The organism is Ectopseudomonas composti (genome assembly GCF_900115475.1).
Classification (GTDB): Bacteria; Pseudomonadota; Gammaproteobacteria; order Pseudomonadales; family Pseudomonadaceae; genus Aquipseudomonas; species Aquipseudomonas composti.
The window spans coordinates 811297-829988 of sequence record NZ_FOWP01000001.1 but is presented as its reverse complement, the minus strand read 5'-3'; the positions used below and the strand labels follow the sequence as shown (position 1 = coordinate 829988).

16 protein-coding genes are annotated in these 18692 nt (G+C 64.4%); 8 read left to right on the top strand and 8 right to left on the bottom strand.

Translation table 11 applies throughout. The features are described from left to right. The first annotated feature begins 36 nt into the window (after window positions 1-36). Entirely contained in the window at window positions 37-1335 is a 1299-nt protein-coding gene (gene argA, locus BM059_RS03635) for an amino-acid N-acetyltransferase (RefSeq protein ID WP_074936769.1), read from the top strand. Window positions 1336-1444: 109 nt separating this feature from the next. Here argA and rmf read toward each other — a convergent pair whose 3' ends face one another. The 4 genes from rmf to BM059_RS03615 all read right to left on the bottom strand — a co-directional run bounded on the left by rmf (window position 1445) and on the right by BM059_RS03615 (window position 6241). Then, window positions 1445-1636 carry a ribosome modulation factor gene (gene rmf, locus BM059_RS03630; RefSeq protein WP_037003564.1) on the bottom strand — a complete coding sequence of 64 codons (192 nt, stop codon included), beginning with the start codon at window positions 1634-1636 and terminating at the stop codon, window positions 1445-1447. Between the two features lie 210 nt (window positions 1637-1846). Then, window positions 1847-3427, bottom strand: coding sequence for a glutamate--cysteine ligase (gene gshA, locus BM059_RS03625; protein WP_037003563.1), 1581 nt, complete (start codon window positions 3425-3427; stop codon window positions 1847-1849). 103 nt (window positions 3428-3530) lie between these two features. After that, complete coding sequence (locus tag BM059_RS03620) at window positions 3531-3917, bottom strand: PaaI family thioesterase (protein WP_037003562.1); 387 nt, start codon at window positions 3915-3917, stop codon at window positions 3531-3533. Further along, window positions 3914-6241 carry a Tex family protein gene (locus tag BM059_RS03615; RefSeq protein WP_074936767.1) on the bottom strand — a complete coding sequence of 776 codons (2328 nt, stop codon included), beginning with the start codon at window positions 6239-6241 and terminating at the stop codon, window positions 3914-3916. The genes BM059_RS03620 and BM059_RS03615 overlap by 4 nt, the downstream gene beginning before the upstream one ends. Before the next feature lie 202 nt (window positions 6242-6443). On the opposite strand from BM059_RS03615, the gene ompR reads away from it, so the two are divergent. The 3 genes from ompR (at window position 6444) to BM059_RS03600 (ending at window position 12418) form a co-directional block, all read left to right on the top strand. Continuing rightward, complete coding sequence (gene ompR, locus BM059_RS03610) at window positions 6444-7181, top strand: osmolarity response regulator transcription factor OmpR (protein WP_074936766.1); 738 nt, start codon at window positions 6444-6446, stop codon at window positions 7179-7181. Between the two features lie 64 nt (window positions 7182-7245). Further along, window positions 7246-8562, top strand: coding sequence for an ATP-binding protein (locus tag BM059_RS03605; RefSeq protein ID WP_074936815.1), 1317 nt, complete (start codon window positions 7246-7248; stop codon window positions 8560-8562). 97 nt (window positions 8563-8659) lie between these two features. Next, window positions 8660-12418 carry a bifunctional diguanylate cyclase/phosphodiesterase gene (locus tag BM059_RS03600; protein WP_074936764.1) on the top strand — a complete coding sequence of 1253 codons (3759 nt, stop codon included), beginning with the start codon at window positions 8660-8662 and terminating at the stop codon, window positions 12416-12418. Window positions 12419-12424: 6 nt separating this feature from the next. Here BM059_RS03600 and BM059_RS03595 read toward each other — a convergent pair whose 3' ends face one another. From BM059_RS03595 to rimB, 3 genes are read right to left on the bottom strand one after another with little or no spacing between them, the layout of a single operon-like run. Next, window positions 12425-13321, bottom strand: coding sequence for a S66 peptidase family protein (locus BM059_RS03595; RefSeq protein ID WP_074936763.1), 897 nt, complete (start codon window positions 13319-13321; stop codon window positions 12425-12427). After that, window positions 13318-14223: a 30S ribosomal protein S6--L-glutamate ligase gene (gene rimK, locus BM059_RS03590; protein WP_037005674.1), complete on the bottom strand. Its 906-nt coding sequence runs from the start codon at window positions 14221-14223 to the stop codon at window positions 13318-13320. Before rimK ends, BM059_RS03595 begins: the two co-directional genes overlap by 4 nt. Then, window positions 14220-14690: a retropepsin-like aspartic endopeptidase RimB gene (gene rimB / locus BM059_RS03585; RefSeq protein ID WP_037005675.1), complete on the bottom strand. Its 471-nt coding sequence runs from the start codon at window positions 14688-14690 to the stop codon at window positions 14220-14222. The genes rimK and rimB overlap by 4 nt, the downstream gene beginning before the upstream one ends. 145 nt (window positions 14691-14835) lie before the next feature. Between rimB and BM059_RS03580 the strand changes: the two genes are divergently transcribed. From BM059_RS03580 to BM059_RS03570, 3 genes are read left to right on the top strand one after another with little or no spacing between them, the layout of a single operon-like run. Beyond that, complete coding sequence (locus BM059_RS03580) at window positions 14836-15153, top strand: metalloregulator ArsR/SmtB family transcription factor (RefSeq protein WP_074936761.1); 318 nt, start codon at window positions 14836-14838, stop codon at window positions 15151-15153. Between the two features lie 24 nt (window positions 15154-15177). Then, entirely contained in the window at window positions 15178-16119 is a 942-nt protein-coding gene (locus BM059_RS25580) for an acyl-CoA desaturase (protein WP_074936760.1), read from the top strand. A 27-nt stretch (window positions 16120-16146) separates the two neighbouring features. Next, a complete protein-coding gene (locus BM059_RS03570) occupies window positions 16147-16575 on the top strand; it encodes an RNA-binding S4 domain-containing protein (protein WP_074936758.1) in 429 nt (142 codons plus the stop codon). Window positions 16576-16659: 84 nt separating this feature from the next. Here BM059_RS03570 and BM059_RS03565 read toward each other — a convergent pair whose 3' ends face one another. After that, entirely contained in the window at window positions 16660-17454 is a 795-nt protein-coding gene (locus BM059_RS03565; protein ID WP_074936757.1) for a phosphatase PAP2 family protein, read from the bottom strand. Between the two features lie 217 nt (window positions 17455-17671). Here BM059_RS03565 and hslO point away from each other — a divergent pair, with 217 nt between their 5' ends. After that, on the top strand, window positions 17672-18559 hold the full coding sequence (gene hslO, locus BM059_RS03560) for an Hsp33 family molecular chaperone HslO (RefSeq protein ID WP_074936755.1): 888 nt from the start codon (window positions 17672-17674) through the stop codon (window positions 18557-18559). Window positions 18560-18692: the final 133 nt, after the last annotated feature.

The window sequence follows — 18692 nt, the reverse complement described above, 5'->3', positions numbered from 1 at the left end:
GTACCCGCCCTACGTCTGGACGCCACGGATCTTTACATGCACGACTACGTCACCTGGTTACGCCACGCTTCGCCCTACATCAACGCCCACCGCGACTGCACCTTCGTGGTCATGCTGCCGGGGGAGGGCGTTGCCCACCCGAATTTCGCCAATATCGTCCACGACCTGGTGTTGCTGCACAGCCTCGGCGTGCGCCTGGTGCTGGTGCATGGCTCGCGCCCGCAGATCGAGGCACGCCTTACGGCTCGTGGCCTGACGCCGCATTACCATCGTGACCTGCGCATTACCGATGCGCCGACCCTGGAATGCGTGATCGATGCCGTCGGTCAACTGCGCATCGCCATCGAAGCACGCCTGTCGATGGACATGGCCGCCTCGCCGATGCAGGGCTCGCGCCTGCGCCTGACCAGCGGCAACTTCGTTACCGCGCGGCCGATCGGCGTGCTCGATGGTGTCGACTACCACCACACCGGCGAAGTACGACGCATCGACCGCAAGGGCATCAATCGCCAGCTCGACGAACGCAGCATCGTGCTGCTGTCGCCGCTGGGCTATTCGCCCACCGGGGAAATTTTCAACCTGGCCTGTGAGGATGTCGCCACCCGCGCGGCCATCGACCTGGGTGCCGACAAGCTGCTGCTGTTCGGCGCCGAAGACGGTCTGCTCGACGATCAGGGCCGGCTGGTGCGTGAGCTGCGCCCGCAGCAGGTGCCGGCGCACCTGACGCGCCTGGGCAGCAACTACCAGGGCGAGCTGCTCGACGCCGCGGCTGAAGCCTGCCGAGGCGGGGTGAAACGCAGTCATATCGTCAGCTATGCCACCGATGGTGCGCTGCTTAGCGAGCTGTTCACCCGCACCGGTAACGGTACGCTGGTGGCGCAGGAGCAGTTCGAGTCGTTGCGCGAGGCGACCATCGAGGATGTCGGTGGCCTGATCGAGTTGATCAGCCCGCTGGAGGAGCAGGGCATTCTGGTGCGCCGTTCGCGCGAGGTGCTGGAACGCGAGATCGAGCAGTTCAGCATCGTCGAGCGTGAGGGGCTGATCATCGCCTGCGCGGCGCTGTATCCCATCGCCGACTCCGACTGTGGCGAACTGGCCTGCCTGGCGGTCAACCCCGATTACCGCCACGGTGGTCGTGGTGACGAGCTGCTCGAACGTATCGAGGCCAGGGCGCGGGCGCAGGGGATCAAGACCCTGTTCGTGCTCACTACCCGCACTGCCCACTGGTTCCGCGAGCGCGGCTTCGAACCGAGCAGTGTCGAGCGGATGCCGACCGCGCGGGCGTCGCTGTACAACTACCAGCGCAATTCGAAGGTGTTCGAGAAGACGTTGTAAGCGAGGGATCGCCGCGAACTGTAGGAGCGGATTTATCCGCGAGCTTCGCGGCTGAAGCGGAATGCCGCCCAGCCTCTCCTACGAAGCGGATGCTAACCGCAATTGCTCGTCAGGCGCTGTGCTGCTGCAAGCGCATCTGCTCGAAGCCGTCGTCCCAACCGGCCTCCCAGGCAGCGGCTGGAATTTCGTCAGGGTAGGGCTGGCGGGTTTTGGGCTGGCCAGTGAGGCCGGCCATATAGCCTTGCTGGTAGGCCTTGGTCAGGCTTTCCAGGCTCCATTGCGGCGTGGCGTCTTCGGCCATGGGCGCTGCTCGTCTATCGTCCTTTACCCGGCAATGCTAGCTGGCCGGGCGGCTCTGGGTATGGCCGCCCATCCTGGCTTTTGCCCCGCTGGTTGGCTTTGTGACGTAGTCGACGCTTCATCGCCCGTCCGGCCAGCCACGTAGGGTGCGCCGCGCGCACCGCGGTTCCCCCGATGGGTATAGGTGCGCGCGCCCGAGTTCCGACGTGACCTACACGGCCAGCGCCAAGATGCTCGCCTGATAGGCCGCCACGAAGGCATCGAAATCGCCCTTGGGCTGCGCTTCCAGCTCGGCCTGGCCGGCCAGCGAGTCGTGCGCGGCCTGCTCGAAGGTCTGCTGCAGCTCGGCACTGAGCGGCTGGGTGCGGAAGTATTCGGCGTGGCGCAGGCTCTGCTGCAGGGCGAACTCGGTGAAGCTCTTGCCCTGACGCAGAATCGCCAGCACCTGGGCCGACGGCGTCATGTCCACATCCGCGACCTTGGCCTGTTGCTGCGCCAAGGCCTCGACATGCGCACTGCTGTCCTGGCTGCGGTCGAGCAATTCGGCCAGCGGCAGAATGCGTTCGAGCAGTTCGCCGGCCCAGGCCTTGAGCTCCACCTGCTGGCTGCCCTTTTGCAGGTGCAGGCCGGGGCGGCGCCCTTCCTTGACCACCTTGAGGAAGTTGCTGGTGCAGTTGCTGCACTCGCCGTTCTCCAGCAGCGGGCTGTCCTCCAGCGCGCAGAACAGCAGGAAGGCGTCGATGAAACGCGCCTGCGCCACGTCGATGCCCAGCGGCAGGAAGGGGTTGATGTCCAGGCAGCGCACTTCCACGTACTGCACGCCACGGCTCATCAGCGCCTGGATCGGTCGCTCGCCGCTGTAGGTGACGCGCTTCGGGCGGATGCTCGAGTAGTACTCGTTCTCGATCTGCAGGATGTTGGTGTTCAGTTGCAGCCACTCGTCGCCGCGCTTGGTGCCGGCTTCGACATAGGCTGGGTACGGCGTGCCGACGGCCAGGCGCAGGCTGTCGGTGTAGCTGGCCAGGTCGTTGTAGCAGGGCGTCAGGCCGGACTGCGCGTTGCTCTGGTAGCCCAGGTCGCTCATGCGCAAGCTGGTGGCATAGGGCAGGTACAGGGTGCTGGCGTCCAGTTCCTGCAGCTGGTGCGGGCGGCCACGCATGAAACCCTTATCCAGCGCCGGCGAGGCGCCGAACAGGTACATCAGCAGCCAGCTGTAGCGACGGAAGTTGCGGATCAGCGCGATATAGCGTGCCGACTGGTAGTCGCGCGCGCTCTGCGTGTTGCCTTCGGCCTGTTGCTGCAACTGCCACAGCCCCTCGGGCAGGGAGAAGTTGTAGTGAATGCCGGCAATGCACTGCATGGTCTTGCCGTAACGCAGTGCCAGGCCCTTGCGGTACACGTACTTGAGACGGCCGATATTGGAGCTGCCGTAGCGGGCGATGGGGATGGTCTCTTCATCCGGCAGGGCGCAGGGCATCGACGGGCTCCACAGCAGCTCGTCGTCGAGCTTGGCGTAGGTGAAGCGGTGGATGCGGTCGAGCTCATCCAGTGTGGCGGCTGGATCGGTGGCAGTACCGGTGATGAACTCCAGCAGCGACTCGGAGTAGTCAGTGGTGATCTGCGCATGAGTCAGCGCCGAACCCAGCCCCTGTGGATGCGGCGTCAGGGCCAGTTGGCCATCACGATCCACGCGCAGGCATTCGCGCTCGATGCCGTGCAGGCACTCGCCCAGCAGGGACAGGTGAGCCGGCTCGCCGAGCTGGGCCAGGCGGCGGGTGAGAATATCGCTCAAGATGCAATTCCTAACTGGGCAGTCGCCACAATATGGGGATCGCCCCCGCACTCTGCAAGGGGGCGAACGCTTACCCAGATTAGATCAGCGAGCGGGGTGCCGATTACACGCAGGCGAAGGTGCCTTGTGCCTTGGCGACCAGCTTGTCGCCCTGCAGGACTTCAGCCTCCACCACCTGGGTGCGGCGTCCGGCATGCAGCACCTTGGCATGGCACAGCACGCTGCCCTCACTGACCGGGCGGATGTAGTTGATCTTGCACTCCAGGGTCACGCTGCTCGGGCCGCCATCGCCCAGGCTGTGGCTGGCCTGGCCCATGGCGGTGTCGATCAGCGAGAACAGCGCACCGCCGTGCAGCTTGCCGTGCAGGTTGCGCAAATCGTCGGTCAGGGTCAGGCGCACACGCGCCTCGCCGCCGCCGACCTGGAGGATCTCCAGGCCGAGCAGGCGGGAAAAGGCGCTGCTGGCGCCCACGTTGTCGGTCGTATTCATTTCTTAAGCTGCTTGGCGTTGGCGAACAAGGCTGCCATGCCGCCGGTGGCGGGGGCCGGTTTGTCCTGGCTGGAATGGCGCTCGCTACGTGGGGCGTTGCCGCCACGGTTGCCGCCGCGCGATTGACCGCCTCGCGGCCCGTCGACCTTCTCGCCCGGCGTGTCGCCCATGCGCATGGACAGGGCGATGCGGTTACGCGGGATGTCCACTTCCATCACCTTGACCTTGACCACGTCGCCGGCTTTGACCGCCTCGTGCGGGTCCTTGATGAACTTCTCCGACAGCGCGCTGATGTGCACCAGGCCGTCCTGGTGCACGCCGATATCGACGAAGGCACCGAAGTTGGTGACGTTGGTGACCACGCCTTCGAGCACCATGCCCAGCTCGAGGTCCTTGAGGGTTTCCACGCCTTCCTGGAATTCGGCGGTCTTGAACTCCGGACGCGGGTCGCGGCCTGGTTTGTCCAGTTCCTTGAGGATGTCGCCGACTGTGACCAGGCCGAAGCGCTCGTCGGTGAACTTGGCCGGGTCGAGGCGCTTGAGGAAGCCCGAATCGCCAATCAGCGAACGGATATCACGCTCGGTGCCGGCGGCGATGCGCTCGACCAGTGGGTAGGTTTCCGGGTGCACGGCGGACGCGTCCAGCGGGTTGTCGCCGTTCATCACGCGGAGGAAGCCGGCGGCCTGCTCGAAGGTCTTGTCGCCCAGGCGCGGCACCTTCTTCAGTTCGGCTCGGGTCTTGAACGCACCGTTCTGGTCGCGATGGGCAACGATATTCTGCGCCAGTGTGCTGTTGAGGCCGGAGATGCGCGCCAGCAGGGCAGCGGAGGCGGTGTTCACATCCACACCAACGGCGTTCACGCAGTCCTCGACCACGGCGTCCAAGCTGCGCGCCAGCTTGAGCTGCGAAACATCGTGCTGGTACTGACCGACGCCAATGGACTTCGGGTCGATCTTCACCAGCTCGGCCAGCGGGTCCTGCAGGCGGCGGGCGATGGACACCGCCCCGCGCAGCGAGACGTCAAGATCGGGGAATTCGCGGGCGGCCAGCTCCGAAGCCGAGTACACCGAGGCGCCGGCCTCGGAGACCATCACCTTGGTCAGCTTCAGGCCCGGCATCTTCTTGATCAGCTCGGCGGCCAGCTTGTCGGTCTCGCGGCTGGCGGTGCCGTTGCCGATGGAGATCAGGTCGACGCCATGTTTGGCACAGAGCTTGGCGAGGATCGCCAGGGTGCCGTCCCAGTCGTTGCGCGGGGCGTGCGGGTAGACGGTGGCGGTTTCTAGCACCTTGCCGGTGGCGTCGACCACCGCCACCTTGCAGCCGGTACGCAGGCCCGGGTCTAGTGCCAGGGTGGCGCGCGGGCCAGCCGGAGCGGCCAGCAGCAGATCATGCAGGTTGCGGGCGAAGACGCTGATCGCCTCGTCCTCGGCCTTCTCGCGCAGTTCGCCGAGCAGGTCGGTTTCCAGGTGGTTGTACAGCTTGACCTTCCAGGTCCAGCGCACCACCTCGGCCAGCCACTTGTCGGCGGCGCGGCCTTGCGCGCTGATGCCGAAACGTTCGCCGATCATCAGCTCGCACGGATGCATGGCGCCGGGCAGCTCTTCGCCGACCTTGAGGCTGGCGCTGAGGATGCCTTCGTTACGGCCACGGAAGATCGCCAGCGCACGGTGCGACGGCACGCCCTTGAGCGCTTCGTCGTGTTCGAAGTAGTCGCTGAACTTGGCGCCTTCGTTTTCCTTGCCCGGCACCAGGCGAGCGCTGAGGGTGGCGTTGTCCTTGAGGAAGCTACGCAGCTTGTCGAGCAACGCGGCGTCTTCGGCAAAGCGCTCCATGAGGATGTACTTGGCGCCTTCGAGCACGGCTTTCACATCGGCGAAGCCCTTTTCGGCGTCGATGAAGCGCTCGGCTTCCTGCTCGGGCGTCAGGCTCGGGTCGTTGAACAGCGCATCGGCCAGCTCGCCGAGGCCGGCTTCCAGGGCGATCTGGCCCTTGGTGCGGCGCTTTTGCTTGTACGGCAGGTAGAGGTCTTCGAGGCGCGTCTTGGTGTCGGCCAGGTTGATCTCGCGCTTGAGTTCGGGGGTCAGCTTGCCCTGTTCCTCGATGCTGGCGAGGATCGCCACGCGACGTTCGTCCAGTTCGCGCAGGTAGCGCAGGCGCTCTTCCAGATGGCGCAACTGGGTGTCGTCGAGGCTGCCGGTCACTTCTTTACGGTAACGGGCGATGAAGGGCACGGTGGAGCCTTCGTCGAGCAGGGCCACGGCGGCGGCAACCTGTTGCGGGCGCACGCCCAGTTCATCGGCGATGCGGTTGTTGATGCTGTCCATATAAAAACTACCCACTGAAGCGACAGGGTGGCCGTAAACATGCCGGCCAGACACGAAAGCGGCGCATTATAAACACCGCATCTGCCCGTGCTGGGAACCGTTCGGGGAAAAATCTGCTAACAATGGCTAAAGCGCCCATCCATGCGCCTGAGCGATAATGCCGCCACTTGCCGTCCACAGTACGGCTGTCCAAGGAGACGCCATGACCCAGTCCGCTGCCCCTGCCGCCGAAGGCGAGAAGATTCTTATCGTCGATGATGACGCCCGTCTGCGCCGTCTGCTCGAACGCTTCTTCGATGAGCAGGGCTACCGGGTTCGCGCGGTGGAGAACGTCGAGCAGATGGACCGTCTGCTGGCGCGCGAGCTGTTCAATCTGGTAGTGCTCGACCTGATGCTGCCGGGTGAGGACGGCTTGTCCGCCTGCCGCCGCCTGCGTGAGTCGGGCAACCAGATGCCGATCATCATGCTCACCGCCAAGGGCGATGAGTCCAGCCGCATTCAGGGCCTGGAGCTGGGCGCCGACGACTACCTGGCCAAGCCCTTCAACCCACGCGAACTGCTGGCGCGGATCAAGGCCGTGCTGCGCCGTCAGGCGCCGGTGGTGCCGGGCGCGCCGGGTAGCGAGGACGAGAGCGTCAGTTTTGGCGAGTACGAATTGTCCCTGGCTACCCGCGAACTGAAGAAGGGCGAGGAAGTGCACATGCTCACCACCGGTGAGTTCGCCGTGCTCAAAGCACTGGTGCAACATGCACGCGAGCCTCTGACCCGTGACAAGCTGATGAACCTGGCCCGTGGCCGCGAGTGGGATGCGCTGGAGCGCTCCATCGACGTGCAGATCAGCCGCCTGCGTCGTCTGATCGAGCCGGACCCGTCCAAACCGCGCTATATCCAGACCGTCTGGGGTGTGGGCTACGTATTCGTGCCGGATGGCAACAAGTGAGGTCACGAGCTGCAAGTGATCGAGGCGTCGGCGGTGCTTTCTTGAAGCTTGAGGTATGCGGTTCGTGAAGGCTCCGGTCTGGTTCCCGCAAAGCTTCTTCGCCCGCACCCTCTGGCTGGTACTCGTCGTCGTGCTGTTTTCCAAGGCACTGACGCTGGTGTACCTGATGATGAACGAGGACGTGCTGGTCGACCGCCAGTACAGCCATGGCGCGGCGCTGACTCTGCGGGCCTACTGGGCTGCCAACCCGGATGATCGCGATCACATCGCCCAGGCCGCCGGGCTCAAGCGCATCCCGCGGGACAAGGTGCCGGCCAGTGAGCAGCACTGGCCCTACAGCGAGATCTTCCAGCGGCAGATGCAGACCGAGCTTGGCCCCGATACCGAAACCCGCGTGCGTGCCACCACGCCGCCGGCGCTGTGGGTACGGGCGCCGAGTCTTGGCGATGGCTGGGTGCGGGTGCCGATGTATCCGCATCCGCTGCGTGGCCAGCGTATCTGGAGCGTGCTCGGCTGGTTCCTCGGCATCGGTCTGCTGTCCACGGCCGCCGCCTGGATCTTCGTGCGTCAGCTCAATGCGCCGCTCAAGCGCCTGGTCTACGCCGCTCGCCAGCTCGGGCAAGGGCGCAGCGTACGACTGCCGGTGAGCGATACGCCGAGCGAAATGACCGAGGTCTACCGCGCCTTCAACCAGATGGCCGAGGACGTCGAACAGGCCGGACGCGAACGTGAACTGATGCTGGCCGGCGTTTCTCATGATTTACGCACGCCGCTGACCCGCCTGCGCCTGGCGCTGGAGTTCATGGACAACGATTCCGAGCTGACCGAGGACATGGTCCGCGACATCGAGGACATGGACGCCATTCTCGACCAGTTCCTCGCCTTCATCCGCGATGGCCGTGACGAACCGGTGGAAGAGGCCGATTTCCCCGAGCTGGTGCGCGAAACCCTGGCCCCCTACAACCAGGGTAGCGAGCGTGTGCGGCTGTGCCTGGAGGCAATCCCTCCGTTTCCGCTGCGCCGGGTGTCGACCAAGCGCCTGCTCACCAACCTGGTGGAGAACGCCCTCAATCATGGTGGTGGCGACGCCGTCGAGGTGGTGGCCAGCCTGGCCGGCGACCACAACGCGCCCTACGTGGTATTGAGCGTGCTGGACCGTGGCAACGGCATCGATCCTGCCGAACTCGACAGCATCTTCAACCCCTTCATCCGCGGTGATCGCGCCCGTGGTGGACGTGGCACCGGCCTGGGCCTGGCCATCGTCAAGCGTATCGCGGCCCTGCACGGGGGCAGCGTCGAGCTGCGTAATCGCAGTGGCGGTGGTCTCGAAGCGCGAGTGCGCTTGCCTCTGGGGCTGCTCCTGCCGCGCGACGCGGTATAACCGAACGTTCTGATTACCGCGCTCGGGTGCTGGCAATATGCTGCCAAGCGCTCGGGCGCTGGGCTATGCTGTGCCAGCGCATCAACTCGAGGCCTGCATGCCCGCCGCCTTCCCCGACCGCTTGCCCAACTGGACCTGGTGGCTGCCGCTGCCGATTCTCCACCTGGCAACCTGGATTTCCCTGGCGACCCGCCTGAACGACGGGGTGGCGCTCTGTTACCTGCCTCTGGTGCTGGGGCTGGTCTTCTGCCTGTGGTGGGGGCCGCGCGCGCTGCCGGCGCTGTACCTCAATGCCTTGCTCAGCGTGCCGCTATGGGGCCTGCCCTGGCAGTGGGCGCCGCTCTATGCCCTGCCGGAAACCGTCGCCGTCGGCTTGGGCTGGTGGTTGTTGCGACCGCAGTCTTTCGATCCGGCCCTGGGGCGCCTGAGCGATCTGCTGAGATTTCTCGCCTTCGCCGTGTTGATGCCGAGCACCCTGGTGGCACTCGGTCTGCAAAGTAGCCTCTGGCTTACCGGTTTTCAGATTGGCGAACAGTGGACGCAGGCCAGCCTGGCCCTGTGGTTGAGCGACACCATCAACATGCTTGCCCTGACGGCGCCCTTACTGGCTTTCTGCACCCCGTTGCTGCGGGCCCGCGGTTGGCTCAGTGAGCGTGGTGCGGACAATGTGCCGACTTTGGCCATCAGCCATTCGCCGGGCGGTTGGCTGTTGGCGATGGGCGTATTCCTGGTGTTGATGCTGCTCAGTACCAGCTTGCCGGCCCAGCTCGCCCTGCCGTTGCTGGGCTTGAGCATGCTGGTACTGGCGCTGCGGCACGCCTTCGCCGGCGCCCTGTACGGGGTGTTGCTAGTGTACGCCGCAACCCTGCCGCTTCCGCTGCTGCGCGGTAGCCTGAGTTTCAGTGAGCTGGACCTGCAGCGTAACCAGTTGTACTTCGCCGTCGTGCTGTTGATGTGCGCCACGTTGCTGGTAGGGCGTGTGCTGGGCGATCTGCGCCAGGCGCTGGCGCGCAGCGCGCAGATGCAGCAACAACTGGCGCGCGCCAACCTGGCAATGGAGGCTAGCCCGCTGGGTGTAACCATCGCCGATGCGCGCCAGGCCGATTTACCCTTGGTGTATTGCAACGCGGCATTCAGCCAGATAACCGGCTACAGCGCCGCCGAAACGCTGGGACGTAACTGTCGTTTCCTGCTCGGCGAGGAGCGTGCCCAGCTGGAGCTGCAGTCGCTGCGCAATGCCTTGCGTGAGGGCCGCAGCGGCCACGCCGTGATACGCAACTATCGCAAGGACGGCAGGCCTTTCTGGAACGAAGTGGTGCTGGCGCCGATGCGTGACGAACTGGGCATCAGCCATTTCGTCGGACTGCAGCACGACGTCACCGAGCGCGTCGAACTGGCCGCCAAGGTCGAGCAACAGCGTTCACAGCTGCTGCGCCAGAGCCATCTGTTCAGCCAGACCGAAGACATCGCCAGCCTCGGTGGCTGGGTGCTGGAGATCAGCGACTATGGCATGTCCTGGAGCGATGGCTGCTACCGCATCGTCGACCGCGACATCCAGCAGGGGCCGCCTGATCTGCAGCAGGTGCTGGATTATTACGACACGCCGAGTCAGGCGCTGATCATGCAGACCCTGCAGGCGGCGCTCAGTGGCATGGACGATCTGGATCTCGAGGTGCGTCTGGTGGCGCGTCTGGGCGGCCGGCTGGTGCGTCTGCGGGGCATGGCCGAGCGCGACGAGGACGGCAGCCTGGTGCGCATCTATGGGATCGTTCAGGACATCAGCGAGCGCAAGCGTGCCGAGTCGCAACTGCGTGAGCGAGACGAGCGCCTGCGCTTGTTCTTCGAAGCGCCGCTGATCGGCATGGCGCTGACCAATCAGAGTTTTGCCTGGGAAGAGGTCAACCAGAAGCTGTGCAGCATTCTCGGTCTCGCTCGCGACGAGCTGCTCGCCAGCAGTTGGCAGCGACTGTCGCACCCGGATGACCTGCCCGTCGAGCGGGCCCATGTGGAGCAGGTTCTGCTGGGCAGCAGCGATGGCTTCGAGATGGACAAGCGCTTTCTGCGCGCCGATGGACAGGTGGTCTTCACCCGCGTCAGCTTGCGCGCCGTGCGCGGTGGGCGGCAGACGTTGTTCCTGCTGCTGGTCGAGGACATCAGTGCGCGCCGCGAAGCTGAGGCGCGCTACCGCACCCTGGTCGAGCATGCGCCCGAGGCGATCCTGCTGTTCAACCCGGAGGGCGGTATCGTCGAATGCAACGCCAACGCCCTGAGCCTGTTCCGTTATCGCCGCGATGAGCTGCTCGGTCGCTCGATTCAGAGCATCAGCCCGGTGCGCCAGACTGACGGCCGCCTGTCCTCCCGGGCTGGCAAGGAGTTCCTGCGTCGCGCCATCGCCGGTGAAGCGCCGGTGTTCGAGTGGAGCCACCGTGACAGCGCTGGCCGTCAACTGCCGTGCGAAGTGCGCCTGGTGCGCATGCCGGGTGAGAACCTGCTGATCCGCGCCAGCATCACTGACATATCCGAGCGCCAGCGCTATCAGCGCGAGATCGAGCGTTTGGCCTACAGCGACGAGCTTACCGGCCTGCCCAATCGCCGCCTGCTGCTCGATCGCTTGCAGCACGCCATGGATCGGGAGAATCGCGAGGGCAGCCTGGGCGCCCTGCTGTTCATCGATCTGGATCACTTCAAGACGGTCAATGACAGCCTCGGCCATCTGGTCGGTGATGCCCTGCTGGTCGAGGTTACCTCGCGTCTGGCCGCCGAGCTGCGCACTGAAGACACCCTCGCCCGTCTCGGCGGAGATGAGTTCGTGGTACTGCTCGAAGCCTTGGGGCATGAGCCACAAGCGGTTGCTGAGCAGGCTGCCGCGGTGGGGGAGAAGCTACTGCGCGGCCTGCAGGGCAGTTGCCTGATCGACGGCCATGAGTTGGCGATTAGCGCCAGTATCGGCATCGCCCTGCACCCGATGGGCCTGCAGCAGGCTTCGGACATTCTCAAACAGGCTGACACCGCCATGTACCGAGCCAAGCACGCCGGTCGCAACGCCCTGCATTTCTTCGCCCCGGAGATGCAGGCGGCTATCGACCAACGCCTGCAGTTGCAGGGCGAGCTGCGTCAGGCCATCGTCCGTCAGCAGTTGCAGCTGGTCTTTCAGCCGCAACTGATGCTGGCCGATGGGGCGGTCGCTGGTGCCGAGGTGTTGCTGCGCTGGATGCACCCCGAGCGCGGCGAGATCGGCCCGGATCAGTTCATCCCCCTGGCCGAGGAAACCGGGTTGATCCAGGACCTCGGTCAGTGGGTGCTGGAGCATGCCTGCGCGGCATTGGCGCGCTGGCAGGCGCAGTGGCCGCAACTGGTGCTGGCGGTCAACCTCAGCCCGCGTGAGTTGCGCCAGGCTGGCTGCGTGGAGCGTGTCGAGAAGTGCCTGCGTGATCACGGCGTACCGGCGCAGTCGCTGGAGCTGGAAATCACCGAGGGCGTGCTGCTCGAAGACGTCGAGCGCTGCATTGGCCACATGCAACGGCTCAAGCAGCAGGGCGTGCGCTTCGCCATCGACGACTTCGGCACCGGCTACTCGTCGCTGACCTACCTCAAGCGCTTGCCACTGGACCGGCTGAAGATCGACCGCAGCTTCGTCGCCGATCTGGATGGCGAGGCGAGTGGGCGCATGCTGGTGCAGACCATCCTGATGATCGCGCGCAACCTGGGCCTGGAGTGCGTGGCCGAAGGGATCGAGCGCGACAGCCAGCTGGCGCTGCTGCGTGAGCAGGACTGTGCATTGGGGCAGGGTTATCTGTTCGGTCGGCCGATGGCCGAAGCAGAATTTCTCGCCTGGATGCAGGCGCGCCAGCGCTGAGCGGGGTTACCAGCTCAGGCTGCCGCCGCTCAAGCGCGCCCGCTGACCATAGGGCCAAGGGTAGTTGACGTCACCGTGGCCACTGGGCAGGTCGCCGTACAGCGGCACACCCAGCGGTGCCAGGTACTCGCCGATGATCTGCTCCAGGCTATGCTGCACGCCGCGTCGTGGGCAGTCGGTGAAGCTGCCCAGGCACACCGCGCGTGGTGGCTTCCCGGCGAAGCTGTGCAGCAACTGCCAGAGGCTGCGCTCCAGGCGGTAGTAGGGCTCGCCGACGTCTTCCAGAATCAGGATCGAATCTTCGGCCAGACGCATTGCCGCATCAGTACCGCAGGCGCTGGCCAGGGCCGTCAGGTTGCCGCCCTGCAGGGTGCCTTCGATGGGCTGTTGCGGGCCGCTGATGTGACGCAGCGGCAATAGGTTGTGCTGGCCCTTGAGCAGCCCCCACAGGGCCTGCATCGAGGCCAAACGCTCGAGCTGGCCACCAGGCGCCGACAGCGCCTGATGGCCGAGCGCGGTGGCCACCGGACCATGAATGGCCGGCAAGCCATGTTGCGCAAAGGCTTCGAGCAGGATCGACAGATCGGAGAAGCCGATCAGCGGGCGCGGGCTGGCCCGGTGCAGCAGCGCCCAGTCGATATCCGCCACCAGTTGCGCGCAGCCATAGCCGCCACGCAGGCACCAGACGGCGCTGATGTCGGGCAGGGTGAAGGCCTGGTGCAGATCCTCCAGGCGTTGCTCCGGCGTGCCTGCCAGGTAGCGATGGCGGGCACGCACATGCCGGCCCAGATGATGGCGGATGCCCAGTACATCGAGTTGCGCCAGGGTCGCTTCCAGTACGTCTTCGGCAATCGCCGCAGCGGGGGCGATCAGCGCCAGGCGGCCGTCGAACACTCGACTCATCCGCGGCCCTTGGTGCGGGTCTGACCGGGTTCGGCGTTCTTTTCCAGGTACTGGATGATCATCCCGGCGACGTCCTTGCCGGTGGTGGTCTCGATGCCTTCCAGGCCTGGCGAGGAGTTCACCTCCATCACCAGCGGGCCGTGGTTGGAGCGCAGGATGTCCACCCCGGCGACGTTCAGGCCCATCACGCGGGCCGCGCGTACGGCGGTCATGCGCTCTTCCGGGGTGATCTTGATTAGGCTGGCGCTGCCGCCACGGTGCAGGTTGGAGCGAAATTCGCCGGCCTTGGCCTGGCGCTTCATCGCCGCGATCACCTTGTCGCCGACCACGAAGCAGCGAATATCGGCGCCGCCAGCCTCCTGGATGTATTCCTGGACCATGATGTCCTGCTTGAGACCGAGGAAGGCCTCGATCACCGATTCGGCTGCCTTGTGCGTTTCGGCCAATACCACGCCCATGCCCTGGGTGCCTTCCAGCACCTTGATCACCAATGGCGCACCGCCGACCATCTGGATCAGGTCGGGAATGTCGTCCGGCGAGTGGGCGAAGCCGGTGACCGGCAGGCCGATACCCTTGCGCGACAACAGTTGCAGGGCACGCAGTTTGTCGCGCGAGCGGCTGATGGCCACCGATTCGTTGAGTGGGTAGACGCCCATCATTTCGAACTGACGCAGCACCGCGCAGCCATAGAAGGTCACCGAGGCGCCGATGCGCGGGATTACCGCCTCGAAACCCTCCATGGCCTGGCCGCGATAGTGGATCTGAGGTTTGTGGCTGGCGATGTTCATATAGGCGCGCAGCGTATCGATCACCACCATTTCGTGGCCACGTTGCTGGCCGGCCTCCACCAGGCGGCGGGTGGAATACAGACGCGGATTACGCGACAGCACGGCGATCTTCATTGGGCACCTGGAAGGGCTGAGGAGAGTGAGGGTTTTTCCTGCACATAGCTGAGTGCCGGATTGACCACCAGTTGGCCGGTGATCAGTGCCTTGGAACCGAGCAATACGCGATAACGCATGGTCTTGCGACAGGCCAGGGTGAATTCCACCGGCCACAGCAGGTCACCGAGGGCCAGGTGCGTGCGAATCACGTAGCGGCTCTGCGCCTGGCCGTTGGAACTCTTGATGCGTTTGACCGAGACCAGCGGCGCCTCGCAACGGTGGCGGCGCTGCACCTGGGTGCCGAGGTAAGCGGTGAAACGCACCCAGTCCTCGCCATCACGCTGGAACGGCTGGATATCGCTGGCGTGCAGGCTGGAGGTGCTGGCGCCGGTGTCGATCTTGGCGCGCAGACCGATGATGCCGAGCTCGGGCAGATTGATCCACTCACGCAGGCCGATCACGCTGAGCTGGTCGAAAGTCTTCAAGGCGGCTTCTCAGGGTATTTGGATGGGCATTCTAGTCAGGGTGTATGACAACCGCACCTAGCTGGATGTTTTTTGCGTGATCAACTTGTCGTCTTTGGTTTTTAGCTTTATAAGCAATTAACTAAATTGTTAAGCGTTGTGGAAGATGGACACCAATCGAGTCTTCGAGGCCCTGGCCTCAACACCGCGCAGGCAGATACTGGCCTATCTGTCTGCGCAGGAATTGACTGCAGGAGAAATTGCCAGCCGCTTCGAGATGAGCGCCCCGGCTATTTCTCGTCATTTAGCTGTGCTCACTGCTGCCGGCTTGGTCGTGAGCGAGCGACGGGGGCAATTCGTGGCTTACCGGCTTAACCCCGATAGCTTGCTCAATACCCTGCTCGGTTTCGCTTTTGAGGTCTGCCCGACGGGGGCGCAGCTCAAGCGTGAGTCTGAGTCGCAGGCCAAGAAAACGTCTGAATGAGCCGGCGTCCCGGCGGAGGAACATATGGATATATTTCCGCAAAGCCTGAAAGGTCACCGAGTCCAGCTGGGTGCGGACGTTGAAGACGGTGAGGTGCATTGGGAGCCGGTACGCTCACTCTGGTTCAGTGCGATGGCCCTTGGCGCGTCGGTTGGCGGTGCGCTGACATTCAGCTGGTCTGCGTTTGCGCTGTTTGTGGTTACCACCGCTTTTGTTTTGCTGTGCGGGCATTCGCTGGGTATGCACCGAAAGCTCATTCACGACAGCTTCCAGTGCCCCAAATGGTTGGAATACTTCCTGGTTTATTGCGGTGTGCTGGTAGGGCTCTCCGGGCCGCTCGGACTGCTGCGTACCCATGATCTGCGCGACTATGCCCAGCGACAGAAGGCCTGCCACGACTTCTTTGGTCACCGGCGTGCGCCGCTGGTGGATGCCTGCTGGCAATTACACTGCGAGTTGCGATTGAGCCGACCGCCGGAGATTCTGGTCGAGGCAAGAGTTGCTGCCGATCCGGTTTATCGTTTCCTGCAGAAAACCTGGATGCTCCAGCAACTGCCCTGGGCTCTTATGTTCTTTGCCATCGGTGGTTGGGGTTGGGTGTTCTGGGGTGTCTGCGCCCGAGTCACCGCCGGGGTATTTGGTCACTGGCTGATTGGCTATTTTGCCCACCGTCATGGCGACCAGGCGCATATCGTGGGAGGCGCGAGCGTGCAGGGTTATAACGTGCCTTTTGCGGCTCTGCTGACAATGGGCGAATGCTGGCATAACAACCACCACGCGTTCCCGGGCTCTGCAAAGCTGGGGTTGTACAAGGGCGAGTGGGATCCGGGGTGGTGGATGCTGCTGGCTCTTCAGCGAATAGGGCTGGCGTGGAACCTGAAAACACCCGCCGACCTGCCTGTACGGGAAGAGTTGCGCTATGTTCGTGCCGTTCCGGGTGTGAATGCCGGGTGCGGGCAGGCATGAAACGATGGTTATGGAGTTGAGAGAGCATTGAGCGACAAAGACGACGACAAGATCCGCCTGGACAAATGGCTGTGGGCGGCACGCTTCTTCAAGACGCGCGCCCTGTGCAAGGCGGCTATAGAAGGTGGCAAGGTGCATCACCGCGGCGACCGCTGCAAACCGGGCAAGGAACCGAAAGTGGGCGATGAGTACGTGCTGCGTACTGGCTTCGACGAACGCACCGTGGTCGTACTGGCATTATCCAGCGTCCGCCGTGGCGCGCCCGAGGCGCAATTGCTGTATCGCGAGACCGAAGAGAGCATCGCTCGCCGCGAGCAGGCCGCGGCCATGCGCAAGGCTGGCGCCGTGGGCATGCAGACCGACGGTCGGCCGAGCAAGAAGCAACGCCGGCAGATCCATCAGTTCAACGAGCAGCAGGAAGGTGGCCTGCGCCACCCCTGGGCGGATGAGGATTAGGCGCCAGCCTGTAGGAGCGAGCTCTGCTCGCGAATGCGAACTGCGGTAAAGCTTCGCGAGCAGAGCTCGCTCCCACTTTCTCGTTCAGCGCCCGCTGACGATGCTCAGGCGACCCAGCAATGGCAGCTTGGCCAGGCGCGAGGTGATCGGCAGGGTGATCTTCTCCAGCCATTCGCTGGCGTGATAACCCAGCGGGGTGTAGCAGCTCCAGGCCAGGGCCAGCAGGCTGAGGAGCACGCCCCCGACGAAGGCGTCCGCCGCCCAGTGGGCGCCCGCCACCAGGCGCGGCAGGATGCCGATCACGGTAATCGCCCAGACCAGCAGCAGGCGCCAGCCACGGGCAAAGAAGCTCATGAAATAGGCCCAGATCAGCAGCACCGAGGCGTGGTCACCGGGGAAGCTGCGGCTGGCGCTGTCCTTCAGGTCCCAGCGTTCTTCCCAGGCCGGGAACATTTCAGTCAGGCGCGCGCTACCTTCTACCACCAGCGACGGGCTGGCGTGCTGCCAGCCCATGTACTCGACCAGGTCGGAGAACAGCACGCGCATCAGCAGCATCACCACCAGAGCGACCAGAAAGGCGAACAGCGCGCGACGCACTTGGGCACCGGTGAAGATCAGGTCGGCCTTGAGCATGACCGCCAGCATCACCACGCCGACGCCGGCATCGACCGGGCGCATGCTGCCGATGGCCCAGATGTGGGCCCACAGGCCGCCAGCATGGACCGGGTCGTTGAGCAGCTTGAACAGCCACAGATCGAAGACGTTCCACAGCTCGCGCGTTGGCTGCCACAGCCAGCTGGCGAGCAGGGCGATGGCCACGACATGGCAGACCAGCATGGCGCGTGGATGCCAGTGGCGATTGATGAACGTGCTCGACATGGAAGATCCCTTTGCAGATTTATGACAGGCCAACCCCAGGCGCGCGGATGATAGGCAGTGCCGGCGGCAGTACAAGGGCTGCAGCGCGGTCGTTCAGTCGAGGTTCAGGGGCTGGTCTCTGTTGTGTGAAGGCGTGCACATGACGTTCGGCCCTTGGTTGTGCCGGCATTTGTGCATAAAATCGCCAGCCTTTTTTACAGACCCTGAGCCAGCCGCCATGAACGACTTCAGTCAACGCTTTCTCTTCGACGACACCGATGTGCGTGGTGAGATGGTCGCTCTGCGCGAGAGCTACGCTCATGTGCTGGCCAAGCACGCCTACCCGCAGCCGGTGGCGCAACTGCTCGGCGAGATGATGGCCGCGGCGGCGCTGCTGGTCGGCACCCTCAAGTTCGACGGCCTGCTGGTGCTGCAGGCACGTTCCGAAGGCCCGCTGTCGCTGCTGATGGTCGAGTGCTCCAGCGACCGTGAGCTGCGCGGTATCGCCCGATATGACGCCGAGCAGATCGGCGCCGATGCCGATCTGCAGAGCCTGATGGCCAATGGTGTGCTGGCGATCACCATCGATCCGGCCCGCGGCCAGCGTTACCAGGGCATCGTCGACCTGGATGGCGTCGACCTGGCCGCGTGCCTGTCCAACTACTTCGCCAGCTCCGAGCAACTGCCGACGCGCTTCTGGCTCAAGGCTGACGGCCAGCGTGCCCGTGGCCTGCTGTTGCAGCAATTGCCGCCGCACCACCAGACCGAGGCTGAGGAGCGCGCCGAGAGCTGGAACCATGTGCTGACCCTGGCTGACACCCTGACCGCCGAAGAGCTGCTGGGCCTGGACAACCCGACCCTACTGCATCGCCTCTACCACGAAGATAACGTGCGCCTGTTCGACGAACAGCCGCTGCAGTTCCGTTGCAGCTGCTCGCGCGAGCGCTCGGCCAGTGCCCTGGCCAGCCTCGGCCAGGCCGATGCCGAACTGCTGCTGGCCGAGCAGGGCGGCAGCGTGGAGATCGATTGCCAGTTCTGCAACGAGCGCTATGCCTTCGACGCTGCCGACATCGCCCAGCTGTTCGCCGGAGCCGGCAGCGAGGCTCCGTCGCAGACGCGTCACTGATGAACTTTTCGAAACGATAGCCGTTCTCTATCAGATCGGAGGCTGCCAAGCAGTTCGCTTTTCTGGCATACTCCCGCGACTTTTTTACCGTGTAGTGCAGTTGCCCCTGTACTACACAACGTTCGGAAGACTC

Bases quoted from the DNA above. Each gene is read 5' to 3' on its own strand.
- argA (WP_074936769.1), top strand. From the start codon at position 37: ATGCACGACTACGTCACCTGGTTACGCCACGCTTCGCCCTACATCAAC.
- rmf (WP_037003564.1), bottom strand. From the start codon at position 1,636: ATGGCCGAAGACGCCACGCCGCAATGGAGCCTGGAAAGCCTGACCAAG.
- BM059_RS03620 (WP_037003562.1), bottom strand. From the start codon at position 3,917: ATGAATACGACCGACAACGTGGGCGCCAGCAGCGCCTTTTCCCGCCTG.
- BM059_RS03615 (WP_074936767.1), bottom strand. From the start codon at position 6,241: ATGGACAGCATCAACAACCGCATCGCCGATGAACTGGGCGTGCGCCCG.
- ompR (WP_074936766.1), top strand. From the start codon at position 6,444: ATGACCCAGTCCGCTGCCCCTGCCGCCGAAGGCGAGAAGATTCTTATC.
- BM059_RS03600 (WP_074936764.1), top strand. From the start codon at position 8,660: ATGCCCGCCGCCTTCCCCGACCGCTTGCCCAACTGGACCTGGTGGCTG.
- BM059_RS03595 (WP_074936763.1), bottom strand. From the start codon at position 13,321: ATGAGTCGAGTGTTCGACGGCCGCCTGGCGCTGATCGCCCCCGCTGCG.
- rimK (WP_037005674.1), bottom strand. From the start codon at position 14,223: ATGAAGATCGCCGTGCTGTCGCGTAATCCGCGTCTGTATTCCACCCGC.
- BM059_RS03580 (WP_074936761.1), top strand. From the start codon at position 14,836: ATGGACACCAATCGAGTCTTCGAGGCCCTGGCCTCAACACCGCGCAGG.
- BM059_RS25580 (WP_074936760.1), top strand. From the start codon at position 15,178: ATGGATATATTTCCGCAAAGCCTGAAAGGTCACCGAGTCCAGCTGGGT.
- BM059_RS03565 (WP_074936757.1), bottom strand. From the start codon at position 17,454: ATGTCGAGCACGTTCATCAATCGCCACTGGCATCCACGCGCCATGCTG.
- hslO (WP_074936755.1), top strand. From the start codon at position 17,672: ATGAACGACTTCAGTCAACGCTTTCTCTTCGACGACACCGATGTGCGT.